The organism is Leucobacter massiliensis (assembly GCF_002982315.1).
In the GTDB taxonomy this organism is placed as follows: domain Bacteria; phylum Actinomycetota; class Actinomycetes; order Actinomycetales; family Microbacteriaceae; genus Leucobacter; species Leucobacter massiliensis.
Genome location: NZ_MWZD01000016.1, coordinates 24,562 through 39,899 on the forward strand (window position 1 = coordinate 24,562; position 15,338 = coordinate 39,899).

13 protein-coding genes are annotated in these 15,338 nt (G+C 73.0%); 3 read left to right on the forward strand and 10 right to left on the reverse strand.

Going from position 1 to position 15,338, the window contains the following annotated elements:
• Nucleotides 1-212 precede the first annotated feature (212 nt).
• Entirely contained in the window at nucleotides 213-1,154 is a 942-nt protein-coding gene (locus B4915_RS14775; RefSeq protein WP_219845092.1) for a GNAT family N-acetyltransferase, read from the forward strand.
• A 34-nt stretch (nucleotides 1,155-1,188) separates the two neighbouring features.
• Here the strand turns inward: B4915_RS14775 and B4915_RS06085 are convergent, their stop codons facing one another.
• From B4915_RS06085 to B4915_RS06100, 4 genes are all read right to left on the reverse strand, one after another.
• Nucleotides 1,189-2,148 (reverse strand): helix-turn-helix transcriptional regulator, encoded by a 960-nt coding sequence (locus tag B4915_RS06085; protein ID WP_245907372.1) that lies wholly within the window; start codon nucleotides 2,146-2,148, stop codon nucleotides 1,189-1,191.
• 127 nt (nucleotides 2,149-2,275) lie between these two features.
• Nucleotides 2,276-2,599 (reverse strand): DUF7882 family protein, encoded by a 324-nt coding sequence (locus tag B4915_RS06090; protein ID WP_105804952.1) that lies wholly within the window; start codon nucleotides 2,597-2,599, stop codon nucleotides 2,276-2,278.
• An 81-nt stretch (nucleotides 2,600-2,680) separates the two neighbouring features.
• Nucleotides 2,681-3,664, reverse strand: coding sequence for a TIGR01777 family oxidoreductase (locus B4915_RS06095; protein WP_105804953.1), 984 nt, complete (start codon nucleotides 3,662-3,664; stop codon nucleotides 2,681-2,683).
• Between the two features lie 34 nt (nucleotides 3,665-3,698).
• Nucleotides 3,699-5,786: an MMPL family transporter gene (locus B4915_RS06100; RefSeq protein ID WP_245907390.1), complete on the reverse strand. Its 2,088-nt coding sequence runs from the start codon at nucleotides 5,784-5,786 to the stop codon at nucleotides 3,699-3,701.
• A gap of 282 nt (nucleotides 5,787-6,068) precedes the next feature.
• Here B4915_RS06100 and B4915_RS06105 point away from each other — a divergent pair, with 282 nt between their 5' ends.
• Nucleotides 6,069-7,565, forward strand: a complete 1,497-nt coding sequence (locus B4915_RS06105; protein ID WP_105804955.1) for a protein adenylyltransferase SelO — start codon at nucleotides 6,069-6,071, stop codon at nucleotides 7,563-7,565.
• A gap of 41 nt (nucleotides 7,566-7,606) precedes the next feature.
• Nucleotides 7,607-8,251: an SDR family oxidoreductase gene (locus tag B4915_RS06110; protein ID WP_105804956.1), complete on the forward strand. Its 645-nt coding sequence runs from the start codon at nucleotides 7,607-7,609 to the stop codon at nucleotides 8,249-8,251.
• Nucleotides 8,252-8,355: 104 nt separating this feature from the next.
• Here B4915_RS06110 and B4915_RS06115 read toward each other — a convergent pair whose 3' ends face one another.
• The 6 genes from B4915_RS06115 to B4915_RS06140 form a co-directional block, all read right to left on the reverse strand.
• Entirely contained in the window at nucleotides 8,356-8,904 is a 549-nt protein-coding gene (locus tag B4915_RS06115) for a type 1 glutamine amidotransferase domain-containing protein (protein ID WP_105804957.1), read from the reverse strand.
• A gap of 119 nt (nucleotides 8,905-9,023) precedes the next feature.
• On the reverse strand, nucleotides 9,024-9,353 hold the full coding sequence (locus B4915_RS06120; protein ID WP_105804958.1) for a GNAT family N-acetyltransferase: 330 nt from the start codon (nucleotides 9,351-9,353) through the stop codon (nucleotides 9,024-9,026).
• Nucleotides 9,354-9,448: 95 nt separating this feature from the next.
• Nucleotides 9,449-10,456 (reverse strand): C-terminal binding protein, encoded by a 1,008-nt coding sequence (locus B4915_RS06125; RefSeq protein WP_105804959.1) that lies wholly within the window; start codon nucleotides 10,454-10,456, stop codon nucleotides 9,449-9,451.
• 4 nt (nucleotides 10,457-10,460) lie between these two features.
• On the reverse strand, nucleotides 10,461-12,089 hold the full coding sequence (locus tag B4915_RS06130; RefSeq protein ID WP_245907373.1) for a thiamine pyrophosphate-binding protein: 1,629 nt from the start codon (nucleotides 12,087-12,089) through the stop codon (nucleotides 10,461-10,463).
• 64 nt (nucleotides 12,090-12,153) lie between these two features.
• Nucleotides 12,154-13,509 carry an MFS transporter gene (locus B4915_RS06135; RefSeq protein ID WP_105804960.1) on the reverse strand — a complete coding sequence of 452 codons (1,356 nt, stop codon included), beginning with the start codon at nucleotides 13,507-13,509 and terminating at the stop codon, nucleotides 12,154-12,156.
• A 55-nt stretch (nucleotides 13,510-13,564) separates the two neighbouring features.
• Nucleotides 13,565-15,235 carry an amidohydrolase gene (locus B4915_RS06140; protein WP_105804961.1) on the reverse strand — a complete coding sequence of 557 codons (1,671 nt, stop codon included), beginning with the start codon at nucleotides 15,233-15,235 and terminating at the stop codon, nucleotides 13,565-13,567.
• Nucleotides 15,236-15,338 lie beyond the last annotated feature (103 nt).

Consider the following 15,338-nt stretch of genomic DNA (forward strand, 5'->3'; position numbering starts at 1 on the left):
GGGTTCTCTGTCGGGCGCGGGGAGCGGATCGTGCCACGGGATCCGCGGCGCCCCCGCCGCCGCGACCACTCCCGTCGCCCAACAGCGTACCCGGTCTTCGGCGGCGCACGCCCGACGCCGCTCTGCGCTACGGTGGAGGTTCTGTCCGGGCGGGCGCGGCACCTCGGCGCTGCGATGCCCCGGCCCGGGGACGAGGAAGGGGAGCGCTGGAGATGGAGACGCGGTTTCGTGCGATGCGGGCCGAGGAACTGGAGACCGTGAGCGGGGTGCTCGCTCGTGCCTTCGCCGAGTACGCGTGGACGCGCTGGGTGATCCCGGAGGAGGGATACGAGGACCGGCTGCGCGAGCTGCAGCGACTGTATCTCGGGCACGCACGGGAGTGCGGATCGGTCGTCGTCGACGAGGGGCTGCGGAGCGTCGCCGCGCTGCTGCCCGCGAGTGCGCCCGAGCCGGGGCCCGAGCTCGTCGCGCGGGTCGTCGAGCTGCACGGGGACCGGATCGAGCGCCTCGCCCAGGCTTCCGAGACCGGGCAGCGGGAACCCGGCGAGGAGGTGGCGCCCCCCGCGCAGTGGCGCCTGGAGACCATCGCCGTCGACCCCGATGCGCAGGGATCCGGGCTCGGCTCGGGCATCCTCCGGCATGCGCTCGACGGCGTGCGCTCGCACGATCCGCGGGCGGCGATCTCGCTGGAAACCTCGGCCGAGGACAATGTGCGCTTCTACGAGCGTGCCGGCTTCCGGGTCGTCGCCGAGTGGCAGATCGCCGGCGGCCCGCGCGTGTGGTCGATGCGCTCCGAGCCCGCCGGTCCGGCGGGCGCTCCGGACAGAATCACGGCCGCCGCCCGGGCGCAACCCCTTCACAAGGCCGCGCCGCCGGGCCAGTCTGGAAGGGACGGCCCCGGCTGCGGGTGCCGGCACCAGTTGGCGAGAGGAGCGCACATGGCGGAGAACGAACGCGGTTCGGCCGGAGCTGACACGCCCGAGGATCACTCACCGGGCGCCGAGGATACGACGGAGCAGGCGTCGCAGGAGCCCGAGGGCGACGTCGCCGAGCGGCCGGGAAGCGAGCAGGTGTCGCATGAGCGCGCCGACGAGCTCGCCGACGAGTGGGGCGAGGAGTCCTTCCCGGGAAGCGACCCGCCGGCCCACTACTGAAGCAGGCCGAGCCGGCGCTGCGGCGGCGCGCGGCTCAGCCGCGCCGCCGCAGTGCCTCTCGCGGATGCTCGCCGTACGCCTCGCGGTAGGCGGCCGCGAAGCGGGAACCGCTGGCGAAGCCCCAGCGGCGCGCCAGGGCGGTGACCGAGTCGTGTCCTGAGCCGTAGCGGAGCTCGTCGTGGGCGCCGGCGAGGCGGGCACGACGCAGCGCCTCGCTGGGGGAGGTGTCGAGCGCCCGCTTGAAGGCGTACTGCAGCCCCCGGGTGGAGATGTGCGCGGCACGGGCGACGTCGTCGATCGTGATCCCCTCGTGCGCGTGCGCCTCGATGTAGGACAGCGCGCGCCGCACCGTGAGCGGCGCCGCGGAGGTCTGCGCGGAGCGCCGCTGTGCGTCGGGCAGGGAGGTGGGGAACACGGACAGCAGCGTGGCGAGCGCGTGGCGCTGCAGCTCCGCGCCCAGGGGCGTCGACTGGTCGAGCGCGTCCGCATCGGAGGCGACGGCCGCGGCGAGGTACTGGAAGAGACGCGACCACTGCTCCCCGGCGAGCCGGCTCACCGCCTCGGGAGCTTTGACGCGCACGCTGAGCGTGTCGTCGCCGCTGAGCTGGCGGGCGAGGCCCTCCGCCCGTTCCCGGTCGAAGACGATGGCGTGGACGGTCGCGGTGTCGTCCCAGCGGGCGTGAACGGGGGTGCCGTTCGTCATCCACGGACGCTCCGGGTCGATCCGCCCCGCCTGCGTTTCCGAGCCGCCCGCGTCGGTGATGATCCGGCAGGTGAAGAGCTGGTCATCGGGTGCCACCGAGGACTGGACGTCGGCGCTCAGCCGGTAGCGGACGACCGAGAAGCCGGGGGCCGATGCCGAGAACCAGTCGAGCCGGCACCGCTGCGGGTCGATGTGCAGGAGCTTCGAGGTGGGTGCGAAGCGGGTCCAGACGTCGGCGACGTCGTCCGGATCGGTGGAGTGGAAGCGCAGGATGCCCTCTGTGCTGGACATGCATCAGACCTTCGGTGTCGAGTTGTCTCGGGACGGGAAGCGTTCTGAGCATAGGTGAGCGGTCACGGGGACGGTATTCGCGACGCGGGCCTTGTGCAGGCGGCTCCCTGAACGATACAGTACCCCGTCACACGCGGCGGCGCTTCGCGAAGTGCTCCGCCTCCTCCTCGGAGACGACGCGCATGCCGCGCTCCGTGCCGGCGAGGTGGATGAGCGTGCGGACCCACGCGTGGTTGAGCTCCGGCGGCATGCTGCTCCCGAATCGGAACGCGAGGGGAGCATCCGGCGAGATCCAGAGGGACACCCGCCCGCTGCCCTCGGTCGGGGGCTTCGTCCAGTGCAGGAAGAAGCTCTGCCGGCGGCGCAGCTTCACCCCGATAGCGGCCTTCAGGTGCGCGAGCACGCGATCGTCGAACTCGAAATCGGCTTCCCCATACCGCAAATTCCCCATTGCCACAGGTTCCCACGCTCCGCGACAGGGTCGACGGGAAGCGAACACACTCTGCGCGTGCGGGGTGCGCTCGCCGCGGCTTCACCGCCCTGTTCGCGCGCGGGACCCGCCGAGCGCCGCCGCCACCGCAGCCTCGGCGGTGCGATGCGTGAACTCGAAACCCGATCGGGTCAGCGCCGCCGGGCGCACGCGCGCGTCGGCGAGCAGCAGCGCATCGGCCGCGTCGCGGCCGAGGGCGAGGCGCAGTGCCGGCGCGGGGGCCGGCAGCAGGTAGGGCCGGCGCAGCTGGCGCGCCACCGCCCGTCCGATGTCCGTCGCGGAGGCCGGCACGGGCCCCGTGAGATTGACCGGCCCCGCCACCGCGACGTCCATGAGGTGACGGATCGCCCGCACCTCGTCCGTCAGGGAGATCCACGGCCACAGTTGTCCGCCGGGGCCCAGCGGCCCGCCCAGACCGAGGCGGGTGAGCGCGATCAGCGGTCGCAGCACGGCACGCGGGTGCAGCAGCGGGGCGGTGCGCAGGAGCACGACCCGGCAGCCGGGACCCGCCGCCAGGGCCTCGCGCTCCCAGTCGGCGCAGAGCCGGGCGAGAAAGGTGCGGCCCTCGCCGCTCGTCTCGTCGAGGTCCTCGCCGGGACGGTCGCCGTAGTAGCCGACGGCCGAGGCGCTGAGGAATGCGGGGGCGTCCGCGCCCAGCTCGCGCAGCGCGGTGGCGAGGCTGCGGGTGGGAGCGATGCGCGACTCGCGCAGCAGCTCCCGGTAGCCCCGCGTCCAGGGCAGCCGCGCGATGCTCGCCCCGTTGAGGCCCACCACCGCGTCCGCACCGGCGAGCAGTGCCGGGTCGAGCCTGGCACCGGGCTGCCACTGCGCCTCCTCTGCCGTGCGGGGCGGCCGGCGCACCAGCTGGGTCACCGTCGCCCCCTCGGCCCGCAGCGCCCGGGTGAGTTCCCCGCCGATGAGGCCCGAGCCTCCCGCGATCACGACGTGCCGCACGCGGGGCGCGCGCCGGGGCGGATCCCCTGGGCCCTCGGCCCGCCGATCCCGGTTCCGATCCTCAGCGCTCATGATCTCACCCTCCCGTTTCGTCTCGCCTGCCGGGCTACTTCCCGCTCCTCCACAGCTTCGACGGCCACCAGATCGCCTTGCCGATGTCGCTCGCGAGCGCCGGCACCAGCAGCGAGCGCACGACGAAGGTGTCCAGCAGCACGCCGAAGGCCACGATGAACGCGATCTGCACGAGGAACAGGATCGGGATCACCGACAGCGCCGCGAAGGTCGCCGCGAGCACCAGGCCCGCCGAGGTGATCACCCCGCCGGTGATGGCGAGTCCGCGCTGAATGCCCTCGCGCGTGCCGTGCAGCAGCGACTCCTCGCGCACGCGCGTCATCAGGAAGATGTTGTAGTCGATGCCGAGGGCGACGAGGAAGACGAAACCGTAGAGCGGCACGGCCGGATCGGCGCCCGGGAACTGGAAGATCCCGTTGAAGACGAGCGCGGCGACGCCCAGCGCGGTGCCGAAGGACAGCACGGTGGTGAGCACCAGCAGCACCGGGGCCAGGATCGAGCGCAGCAGCAGCATGAGGATGAGCAGGATCACGAGCAGCACCACCGGGATGATCAGCGTCCGGTCGTGGATGGAGGCCTGATTCGTGTCGACCGAGGTGGCGGTGACGCCGCCGATGAGCGCCCCGGTGCCGTCTGCCGCATCGGGACCGAGCTCGGCCCGGAGGCTGGTGACCGTCTCGGCGGCGGCATCGGAGTCGGCAGCGTCGCTGAGGGTGGCCTGCAGCAGCACCTTGCCGTCGCTGACCGTGGGCTCCGGGGCCGGGGTGCCGGGCGGGCCGAAGGCCTGGATGCCATCCTCCGTGACGGGGGCGGTGCCCGCGGGGGAGTCCGCGCTCGTCACGGCGACGCTCTCGACGCCGGCGTGCGCGAGCAGCGCGTCGACGGTGGGCTGCAGTTCGGCTTCGTCGACGAGCACGTAGGCGGGGCTGCCGGATCCGCCGGGGAAGTGCTCGCCGAGCACCTGCTGGCCCTCGCGGGCCTCGGAGGCGCCGAGCACCAGATCGGACTGCGGGACCCCCTGCGCCTGCAACTGCGGCACGAACGCGGCGCCCAGCGCGAGCACCAGCGCGGTGACGATCCAGATCGGCCGCGGGTGGCGCGCCACGAAGCGCGCGACGCGGGGCCAGATGCCGCGTCGCGGCATCCCGTTCTCCTCGCGGACGAGCTCCGGCTCGAAGGCGGGTCGCTTCGGCCAGAACGCCGCGCGCCCGAAGACGAAGAGCAGCGCCGGCAGCAGCGTGAGCGCCGCGAGCATGGCGAAGACGATGCCGATCGCCGCGACCTGGCCGAGCGTGCTGTTCGACTTCAGGTCGCTGAGCAGCAGGCAGAGGAGGCCGGCGATGACGGTGCCGCCGGACGCGAGCACCGGTTCGATCGAGCCCTTGATCGCGGCGAGGATCGCGGTGCCGCGATCCTCCGTGACGCGCAGCTCCTCGCGGAAGCGCGCGACCAGCAGCAGCGAGTAGTCGGTGGCGGCGCCGATGACGAGGATGAAGAGGATCCCCTGGGTCTGGCCGCTGAGCAGCAGCACGCCCGACTTGGCGAGGTTCCAGACCACGAGCAGCGCGGTGCAGAGCGCGAAGAGGCTCGTGCTCAGCACCACGATCGGCAGGAGCAGGGAGCGGTAGACGATCACGAGGATCACGAGCACGGCGAGCAGCGCGACCAGCAGCAGGATCCCGTCGATCCCGGCGAAACCGGCGACGAGATCGGCGGTGAAGCCGGCGGGGCCGGTGACGTAGACGTCCACGCCGTCCGGGGCGTCACCCCGGAGCGTCTGCCCGAGCCGCTCGACGGTGTCTGCGAGCTCGCCCTCCGAGTCGACGGGGACGAAGAGCTGCGCGGCGGCCCCGTCCTCGGAGGGGATGACGGGCGAGACGTCCTCGCCGACGCCCGCGATCGCCGTGGCGTCCTCGACGGCGCGCTGGATCCCGGACAGCCGCTCCTCGCCGAGCGCACTGCCGTCGTCGGTGGTGAACACCACGACGGCGGGGATCTCGTCCCCCTCGAAGAAGCCGTCCTGGGCGGCGCGCACCTCGGTCGCCTCGGCGGACTCGGGCAGGTAGGCGGTCTGGTCATTCGAGGACACCTCGTCGACCTTGCCGAAGAGCGGCCCGCCCATGCCGGCCGCGGCCAGCCAGACCAGGATCAGCACGGCTGGCAGCAGGATCCTGAGCGCTCGGAGGGGGCGCCGCCCCCGCCCGCCGGTCCGCCCTGCGGCGTGCTCCGCCGCGTGCGCGGTGCCCTCCGTCCCGGCCGTCCCGGCCGTGCTCTCCGTCCCGTGCTTCCCGCCCGCGCCGCTCATGGGCCCCCTTCCGGTGTCACCGCTAGCATATCCGTGCCGCGGAACGCCACGGGGGACGGATCCCTGGGCGGGCCGAGGCGGGAGGCGTAGCGTGGTGGCATGTCCTCCGCCCCGTCCTCCGCGCCGCCCCGCCTGGGCGCCGACTACGCCTCCCGCTTCCCCGAGCTGACGGTGCCCTGGCGCGCCGCCGCGTTCCCGTCGCCGGAGATCGTCGAGCTCGGCGAGGATCTGGCGAGGGAGCTGGGTCTCGACCCCGCATGGCTCCGCAGCGACGACGGCGTGCGTTTCCTCACCGGAGCCGAGCTTCCGGCCGGCGCCGCGCCCGTCGCGCAGGCCTACGCCGGGCACCAGTTCGGCGGCTACGTGCCGCGCCTGGGCGACGGGCGGGCGCTGCTGCTCGGGGAGCTCACCGACCGTGCCGGGCGCATCCGGGAGCTGCACCTGAAGGGTTCGGGGCCGACGCCCTTCGCGCGCGGCGGCGACGGCTTCGCCGCGCTCGGGCCGATGCTGCGCGAGCACCTCATGGGGGAGGCGATGCACGCGCTCGGCGTGCCGAGCTCGCGAGCCCTTGCGGTGCTGCGCACGGGTGCGCGCATCCACCGGCCGGAAGCGCTCGACCCTCTGCCGGGGGCGATGCTCGTGCGGGTCGCGAGCAGCCACCTGCGCGTGGGCACCTTCCAGTTCGCGCGCTCCCTCGACGATCCCGCCCTGCTGCGGCGCCTCGCCGACGCCGCGATCGAGCGCCACGCCCCGGAGCTGCTGGGAGCGGATCGCCGTTACCTGGGGCTGCTGGACGCGGTGATCGCCACGCAGGCGGAGCTGCTCGCCGCGTGGATGCTCGTGGGTTTCGTGCACGGGGTGATGAACACCGACAACACGACCATCTCGGGGGAGACCCTTGACTACGGCCCCTGCGCCTTCATCGACGCCTACGAGCCCGCCGCCGTCTTCAGCTCCATCGACCACGGCGGCCGCTACGCCTACGGCAATCAGCCCTCGATCGCCCTGTGGAACCTCACCCGCTTCGCCGAGAGCCTGCTGCCGCTGATCGCGGCCGAGGCCCGCGACACCGGAGGGGCCGAGGAGGACGCGGAGTCGCTCGCGCTCGCCGCGCTCGACCGCTTCCCCCAGCGCTACGGCGAGGAGTGGGGGAGGGGGATGCGCGCGAAGCTCGGGGTGGAACGGGCGGGCGTCCTCGGCGACGAGGCGCTGGCGGATGTGGCGGGCGCGATGCTCGCCGAGTGGAGGGATCGCGGCGTCGACTTCACGAGCGGTTTCGTGGCCCTCGGCGCGGCGGCGGACGGCGATGGGAGCGCCTACCGGGAGCTGCTCGGCGGCGTCCCCGGCGAGTGGTTCGACCGCTGGCTCGCACTGCGCCCCGACGCAGCGCGCATGGCTGCCGTCAATCCGCTGCGGATCCCCCGCAACCATCTGGTGGACGAGGCGCTGGAGGCCGCGACCGCAGGGGACCACGCCCCCTATGAGCGGCTCCTCGAGGCGGTCTCCCATCCCTTCGGGCCCCTCCCGGGCTTCGAGCGATACGAGCGCGCGGCGCCCGCGGGCTCCCGGCCGCACGTCACCTTCTGCGGAACCTGAGCTCACACCCGCCGGACAGGCGCGCCGCCTAGGGTGGGCGCATGGGACGCATCATCGTTTTCGGGGGACACGGGAAGATCGCGCTGCTCACCGAGCCGCTGCTCGCAGACCGCGGCGATGTGGTGACGGCGGTGATCCGGAATCCGGACCACGCGGAGGAGGTGCGGGCGGCGGGTGCCACGCCGCTCGTCGCAGACGTGGAGCGGCTCGGTGTCGCCGAGCTTGCGGAGCTCGTCTCCGGTCACGACGCCGTGGTGTGGTCGGCCGGAGCGGGCGGCGGCGATCCCGAGCGCACGCGGGCCGTCGACCGCGACGCGGCGATCCGCTCCATGGAGGCCGCGATGCGCGCGGGGGTGCGGCGCTATGTGATGGTCTCGTACTTCGGGGCGGGCCCGGATCACGGGGTGCCGCCCGAGAACCCGTTCTTCGCGTACGCCGAGGCGAAGGCTGCGGCCGACGAGTGGCTCCGGGCCTGCGGGCTCGACTGGACCGTGCTCGCTCCGAGCGCCCTCACCCTCGAAGCGCCGAGCGGGCGCATCGACCCCTTCGCCGGCTCCGCCACGCAGGTGTCCCGCGGCAACGTGGCCCGCGTGATCGCGGCCGTGCTGGCGGACGACACCACGGTCCACCGTACGCTGCGCTTCAACGACGGGGAGCTCCCCATCGCGGAGGCCGTCGCCGCCTGATCGCCCGGGTCCTCGGCCCCGGCCCCGCCCCGGTCCCGCCCCGCCGGCCGGCGGAGCGTGCCAGGCCGGGCGGGGCCGGGGCATGGGCCGGGGAGCTGAGGGCCTCAGGCCGTCTGACCCTCGTGCTTGCCCTCGGCGATCTCCTCGACGAGCTTCGCGTTGAATGCGGGAAGGTCGTCGGGGGTGCGGCTCGTCACCAGGCCCTGGTCCACGACCACCTCCTCGTCCACCCACTCCGCCCCGGCGTTCTGCAGATCGGTGCGCAGGCTCGCGTAGGAGGTCACGGTGCGCCCGCCGAGCACATCCGCGTCGGCCAGGATCCAGCCGCCGTGGCAGATCGCGCCCACGGGCTTGTGCTGCGCGAAGAAGTCGCGCGTGAAGTCGACGGCGTGCTGGTCGAGCCGGATCTGGTCGCCGTTCACCACGCCGCCGGGCAGCACGAGCGCGTCGTAGTCGGCGGCGCTCACCGCGGAGGTGGCCCGCGAGGCGTTCACCTCGTGGCCGTTCTTCCCGCGGATCGTACCCGTCTCGGTCGAGACGATCTCGGTCTGCGCGCCGTGCTCTTCGAGCGCCTTCTGGGGTTCGGTCAGCTCCGAGTCCTCGAAGCCGTCGGTCGCGAGGATCGCTACACGCTTGCCGGTGAGATGGGACATGCTCTTCTCCTGGGGTCTGCTCGATCGATTCGGTCCCCTCCAGTGAAGCGCGCGGCGCCGCGCTCATGCACCCCGTTGCGAGCGGCGCGGCGAGCCGATATGGGCGCGTCGCGCGACGCTCAGAACCCCGTCTCGCCGATGGGCGCCCGCCCCTCCGGCCACGTGACGGAGGCCACGAACTCCGGGTGCTTCCGCAGCCAGCCGGCGACGAAGGGGCAGTGGGGCACGATCGTGACCCCCAGCTCCCGCGTCTGCTCCAGCGCCCGCTCCACGAGGACGCTGCCGAGACCCCGCTCCGTGAAGGCGGGGTCGATCTCGGTGTGGGTGAAGTCGTAGGAGCCGTCGCCGGGGCGGTACTGCGCGAAGCCGGCGGGGTGCCCGTCGACCCGGATCACGAAGCGGTTCCCCGCCGCGTCCCGCGTCACCTCGATGGCGTGCTGATCGTTCATCGCGTCCTCCTCGCGCTGGGCCGCGCGAGCCGGAGAGGCGTTCGCAGCGGCGGTGCTGGTGCAGGACTCTTCACCCTCGCACCGTTCCCGGGGAATCAGCCGTGCGCGGTCTCCGGGAGCGCGGGCCGGTTCACCGGCGAGTCGGGGGCGCCGTTCGCGAGCAGCGACGCCACGTTCTGCGCCTGGATGCGCACGTACTCGATCTCCGTGCGCGCGGAGAAGTAGGCGATGTGCGGGGTGAGCACCACGTCGTCGCGGCCGAGCATGGGGTGATCGGGTGCGGGCGGCTCCGCTTCGAGGACGTCGAGCGCGGCCCCGGCGAGATGCCCGGAGTCGAGGGCGGCGGCGAGCGCGTCGTGATCGACGAGACCGCCGCGAGACACGTTCACCAGGGTGGATCCGGCGGGCATCTGCGCGAGGAACTCGGCGTCGACCATCCCGCTCGTCTCGGGGGTGAGCGGGAGGTGCAGCGAGAGGTGGTGCGCGGTGCGGCGCAGCTCGCCGAGTCCCGTGCGGGTGACCCCGAGCGCCGCGAGCTCGGCCCGCACCTCGGGGGTGTCGGGGAGCAGCGGGTCGTATCCGAGGACGCGGCCGAAGAGGGGGGCGGAGATGCGCGCCAGTTCGCGGCCGATGCGCCCGAGCCCGACGATGCCCAGCGTGGTTTCGCTGAGCCGCGGCGGGGCGGTGGCCGCCCGCTCGTTCCAGCGCTCGGGGGTGGCGGAGGCCGTGTAGGAGGCCAGCTGGCGCAGCGAAGCGAGCAGGATCGCGAGGGTGTGCGTGGCGACCTCCTCGGTGGCGGCGCCGGGGACGTTCGTCACCCACACCCCGCGCTCCGAGGCGGCGGCCACGTCGACGTAGTCGAAGCCCATGGACATGAGCGAGATGATGCGCAGCTCCGGCAGCGCCTCGATGACGCTCCGGTCGATGGCCGCGTAGCCGGGGAGCAGCGCGACGGCGTCGCGGGATCCTGCGATGATCCGCTCCGGATCCCGCGTGCCGAGCACGCGGACCTCGAATCCCTGCTCCTCCAGCAGCCGGATCCCCGCGGCGGGGTCGGTGTCCTCCACGTCGGTGTAGACGGCGACGGGCCGGTTCGTGCTCACGGTCTCACCGTCCTTCCGAGGCGTCGAAGCTCGCCTGCTCGATGTGGATGAGCTGCAGGCCGCCCGCGGCGACCGCCTCCGCGACGGCGGCGCTCAGCTCCGCCCGGTTGCGCGCGCGGCGCCCGGTGCCGCCGAAGGCCGCTGCGAGCGCGGGCCAGTCGGGCTGTGCGAGCCGGACGCCGATGGGGGCGATGCCGGCGTCGGCCTCGTTCTGCTGGATCTCCGCGTAGCCGCCGTTGTCGACGACGATGACGGTGACGTCCTCGCCCTGCTCGACGACGGTCATGAACTCGTTCACGGAGAACATGAGCGCACCGTCGCCGGTGACCACGATCGCGGGGCGCCCGGGCGCGGCGATCCGGGAGCCGAGCGCGGCCGGGACGCCGTAGCCGAGGGTCGCGTAGGTGGTCATGTAGGGCGTCGAGTTGGGGGTGCGCACCCGCAGGGTGTTGAGCAGTCCCCAGTAGGCGATCTGCGAGGAGTCGGTCGCGACGATCGCGTCGGCGGGCAGCGCCGCGGCGATCGCCTCGGCGATGGCGGTGTTCTCGGGGGAGAGCGCCGCGCATTCGGCGCGCACGGCGCCCAGCGTCTCGGCGACGAGCGCCTCGGCGCGGGTGGTCGCGGGGGCCGCCGCCTCCGTCTTCGGGATCAGTGCGGCGAGGGCCGCGCGGGCATCGCCCACGATCCCGATCCGCGCCTCCTGGTTCTTGTGGATCTGCGAGGGGAGCAGGTCGACGCGGATCACCGCGCCGCGGGCGTCGAGCCGGTCGACCCAGAGCTCGGCCTCGCCGAGCTTCGAGCCGACGACGAGCAGCACGTCCGCGTCGCGGGCGAGCTCGCGCGCGGCGGCGAGCCTGAGGTTGGCGCCCAGCGCGAGGGGGTGGTGCTCGTCGAGCACGCCCTTCGCGTTGCCGGTCGTGACCACCGGGGCGCCCAGGCGCTCGGCGAGGATCCGCAGCTCCGCGGCGGCGCCGCGGGAGCCGCCGCCCGCGAGGATGACCGGAGTGCTCGCGGCCGAGAGCAGCGCCGCGGCCTCGGCGATCGCGCCCGGGTCGGGCGCGGCGACCGGGGCCGCCTCGCGTGCGGCGGTCGCCTCCTGCGGCAGCTCGCAGCTCTCCTCGAGCAGGTCGAGCGGCACCTCCACGTACACGGGCCGGGGGCGGCCCGTCGCGAAGAGCGCGAAGGCGTCGTGGATCGCGGCGACGGCCTCCTCCGCGGTCTGCACGCGCCGGCCCCACTCGACGATCGCGGAGGCCGCCGCGAGCTGGTCCTTGGTCTCGTGCAGGGTGCCCACGTCGGCGAACTCGGCGCCGCGCGCCGGTCCGGGGGCGATCAGGATCATCGGCCGGGACTCGCAGTACGCGGTGCCCGCCGCGGAGAGGGCGTTGAGCAGGCCGGGCCCGCTCGTGGTGATGACGACGCCCGGCTTGCCGCTCTGCAGCGACCAGCCGTCGGCGGCGTAGCCCGCCCCCTGCTCGTGCCGGGCCGTGACGGCGCGGATCCCCAGCGCGGTCAGCGGCCGGTAGAACTCGAGGTTGTGCGTGCCCGGGATCCCGAACACGGTGTCGACGCCGTAGTTGCGCAGGGTCTCGATGACCACCCAGCCGGTGGTGCGTTTTGCGATGGTTTCCAAGGGTTCCTCGTGTTCGTTGGGGAAGGGCGGGGGCGGGCCGGCGCGGGCGCGGCGGTGCCGCGGCTCAGCGGTCCGTCGTGTCGATCGCCGTGGTGTCGAGCCGCGGCCGGAAGGATCCCGTCACGGGCGCGGCGTCCGAGTGCTGCGGGGCGAAGCGCACGCCGATCCAGGCGACGAGCGTGAGCAGGCCGAAGAAGGCGACGACCGACCAGAAGTTGCCGTCCGTGAGCACGAGCAGCAGCGAGGCGATCGCGGGCGAGAGCCCGCCCCACACCGCGGCGCCGACGCCGTAGGAGAGCGACATCGAGGTGTATCGCGACTGCGGGCGGAACATCTGCGCCATCAGGGTCGACAGCGGGGCCCACGCGCCGCTCAGGGTGACGCGGATGAGGATCACGAAGAGCCAGATGAGTGCGACGTTCTTCGCCTGGATGGACAGCACCAGCGGGATGATGACGAGGAAGGAGGGGATGATCCCGAGGTACATCACGCGCTTCGGCCCGATCTTGTCGCCCAGCGCGGCGATGGGCAGGGTCACCAGCATCTCGACGAGCGAGGCGATGGTGAGCGCCCCGAGGATCACGGTCGGGTCGAGGCCGATCTCGGGCGAGTCGGCGTAGTTCTGCACGAAGGTCGTGGCGATCACGTAGCCTCCGGAGGACATCGCGATGATGCAGAAGCCGAGCAGGATCGGCGCCCAGTTGTTCTTCAGGGCGAACAGGATCGGGGTGGACTGCTCCTGGCCGCCGACCTTCTCCTCGAACACCGGAGTCTCCTCGACGCGGAAGCGCACCCAGAAGCCGACGCCGATGAGCACGATGCTGAAGAGGAACGGCAGGCGCCAGCCCCAGCTCAGCAGCGCGTCCTGTCCGAGCGCCGAGAGCGCCCAGAAGGCACCGGTGGCCATCAGCGCACCGAGCGGGTTGCCGACCTGGGTGAAGCCGCCGTAGAAGGTCTTCCACTTCGGCGGCGCGCTCTCCACGGACATGAGGCTCGCCCCGCCCCACTCGCCGCCGACGGCGAGGCCCTGCGCCATGCGGCAGAGGATCAGGAGGACCGGGCCCCAGATGCCGATGGCCGCGTAGCCGGGCAGCACGCCGACGAGCGTCGTGGCGACGCCCATGAGCACGAGGGTCATGGTGAGGGCGGGCTTGCGGCCGAGCTTGTCGCCGATGTGCCCGAAGATGATGCCGCCCAGGGGGCGCATGAAGAACGCGACCGCGTAGGTGCCGAAGGAGGCGAGGGTCGCGAGCGCCGGGTCGAGGTCCTCCGGGAAGAACACGTAGGGGAAGATGATCGCGGCTGCCGTGGCGTAGACGTAGAAGTCGTACCACTCGATGGAGGTGCCGACGAGCGCGGCCATTCCCCCCTTCAGCGCGCGTCTGTGCGAGTTGGGCGGGGCGGTCGCTGTTGCGGACATGAGAGCTCCTTTGCTGGATGCCGGGTGGTGTGCGGGGTGGTGCTGCGGGGCCGGGTCACCGGGCGTAGACGCGCTCGCCGCCGACCCAGGTCTGCGTGACGGTGATGCCGGAGAGCTCCGGTACGGGGGTGGTCCGGGGGTCGCGGTCGAGGACGGCGAAGTCGGCGCGCTTGCCGGGCTCGATGCTGCCGAGCTCGTCCTCGCGGCCGAGGGCGCGCGCGGCCGTGATGGTGTGCGCGCGCAGCGCGGTGTCGAGGGAGACGGCCAGCTCCTCGGGGCCCAGCTGGGTGCCGCGGCGGGTGATGCGCGAGACGGCGGCCTGGATCGCCTCCATCGGACGCGGGTCGGCGACGGGTGCGTCCGAGGAGATCGTCACGGGGACGCCGGCGCGCTCGAACTCGCCCAGCGGGTTGAAGCGCTCGCCGGGCGTGCCGATGGCCTGCTCGACGCCCTCGCCCCAGTTGTAGTGGTGCTGCGGCTGGTTCACCGGGTAGATGCCGGCGCGGGCCATGCGCTCGATCTGCTCGGGGGTGGGGAGGCCGCAGTGCTCGATGCGGTGGCGGGCGTCGGCGTCCGGCCGCTCTGCGAGGGCCTCCTCGATGGCGCCGATGACCATCTCGAGCGCCGTGGGCGACTGGGAGTGGGTGGCGGTCTGCAGTCCGACGCGGTGCGCCCGCTTGATGAGCTCGGCGTAGTCGCGCGGCTCGTGGTAGAGCTGCCCGGTGCGGCACGGGTCGCCGACGTAGCCGTCGGGGAAGTAGGCGGTCCAGCCGCCGAGCGTGCCGTCGGAGTAGAACTTGATGCCGGCGAAGCTCAGGTGCTCGTTGCCGAACTGGCCGTGCAGGCCCATTTCGATGGCTTCGTCGAGCAGGTGCGAGAGCAGGTACATGCTCACCCGCACCTTCAGATCGCCGGCTTCCGCGAGGCGCAGGTACATGTCGAACTCCCGGCGGCTGACCTGCGCGTCGCCGATGGTGGTGACGCCTCCGGCGAGGAAGTTCTCCTGGGCGGCGGCGAGCTGGCGGCGGTGCTCCTCCGGCTCGTCGGCGAGGTGGAAGTTGGGTCCGTGGTGGCCGATCTTGACGCCCTCGAGTCCGGTGAGCACATTGCAGGCGGCGTCGGAGAGCTCGCCGGTGAGCTCGCCGTCGGCGTCGCGGAAGAACTCGCCGCCCTTCGGGTTGGGAGTGTCGCGGGTGACGCCGTGCAGCTCGAAGGTGTACGAGTTCACGACGCCGCCGTGGCCGGAGGCGTTCATGAGGTACACCTCGCGGTCGGTGGCGACCTCGTCGAGCTCGAAGCGGGTCGGGTGGCGGCGCTCGGCGAGGTTGCGCTGCTCGTAGCCGTAGCCGCGGATCGGGCGGCCGGCGGGGAGTTCCCGGGCGGCCTGGCGCAGCAGCTCGATGATCTCCGGGATGGAGCCGGCGCGCTCGGGGCCGCAGTCGACCCAGCTCATCATCTGGCCGAGCATCAGCGGGTGGGCGTGGGCGTCGATGAACCCGGGCACCACGACGGCGTCGCCCAGCTCGACGAGCTCGGCCGGGAGCGCGCTCACCTCGGCGGCGGCGGCGCGGCACGCGTCGATGTCACCCACGTGCGCGATGCGGTCCCCGAGCACGAGGAATGCCTCGGGGGTCGTCCCCGCTGCGTCGAGCGCGTGGATGCGCGCCGCGGTGATGATCTGCGGTGCTGCCGGGGCCGGTGCCTGGGTGAACGCGAGCTTGCGCACGGTGAACTCCTTCGTGTCGGATCGCTCCGAGCGTACGCATCTTCGCCGCCGAAGAAAAACCAGAATGTGCGTCGCGAAACACTCTGTCGTCGAAATGTCGCTC

What these genes read in the sequence shown, in the direction of transcription:
- B4915_RS06110 (WP_105804956.1), top strand. Translation starts at nt 7,607, where the DNA reads ATGGGACGCATCATCGTTTTCGGGGGACACGGGAAGATCGCGCTGCTC.
- B4915_RS06135 (WP_105804960.1), bottom strand. Translation starts at nt 13,509, where the DNA reads ATGTCCGCAACAGCGACCGCCCCGCCCAACTCGCACAGACGCGCGCTG.
- B4915_RS06115 (WP_105804957.1), bottom strand. Translation starts at nt 8,904, where the DNA reads ATGTCCCATCTCACCGGCAAGCGTGTAGCGATCCTCGCGACCGACGGC.
- B4915_RS06085 (WP_245907372.1), bottom strand. Translation starts at nt 2,148, where the DNA reads ATGTCCAGCACAGAGGGCATCCTGCGCTTCCACTCCACCGATCCGGAC.
- B4915_RS06095 (WP_105804953.1), bottom strand. Translation starts at nt 3,664, where the DNA reads ATGAGCGCTGAGGATCGGAACCGGGATCGGCGGGCCGAGGGCCCAGGG.
- B4915_RS06090 (WP_105804952.1), bottom strand. Translation starts at nt 2,599, where the DNA reads ATGGGGAATTTGCGGTATGGGGAAGCCGATTTCGAGTTCGACGATCGC.
- B4915_RS06100 (WP_245907390.1), bottom strand. Translation starts at nt 5,786, where the DNA reads ATGGGCGGGCCGCTCTTCGGCAAGGTCGACGAGGTGTCCTCGAATGAC.
- B4915_RS14775 (WP_219845092.1), top strand. Translation starts at nt 213, where the DNA reads ATGGAGACGCGGTTTCGTGCGATGCGGGCCGAGGAACTGGAGACCGTG.
- B4915_RS06105 (WP_105804955.1), top strand. Translation starts at nt 6,069, where the DNA reads ATGTCCTCCGCCCCGTCCTCCGCGCCGCCCCGCCTGGGCGCCGACTAC.
- B4915_RS06120 (WP_105804958.1), bottom strand. Translation starts at nt 9,353, where the DNA reads ATGAACGATCAGCACGCCATCGAGGTGACGCGGGACGCGGCGGGGAAC.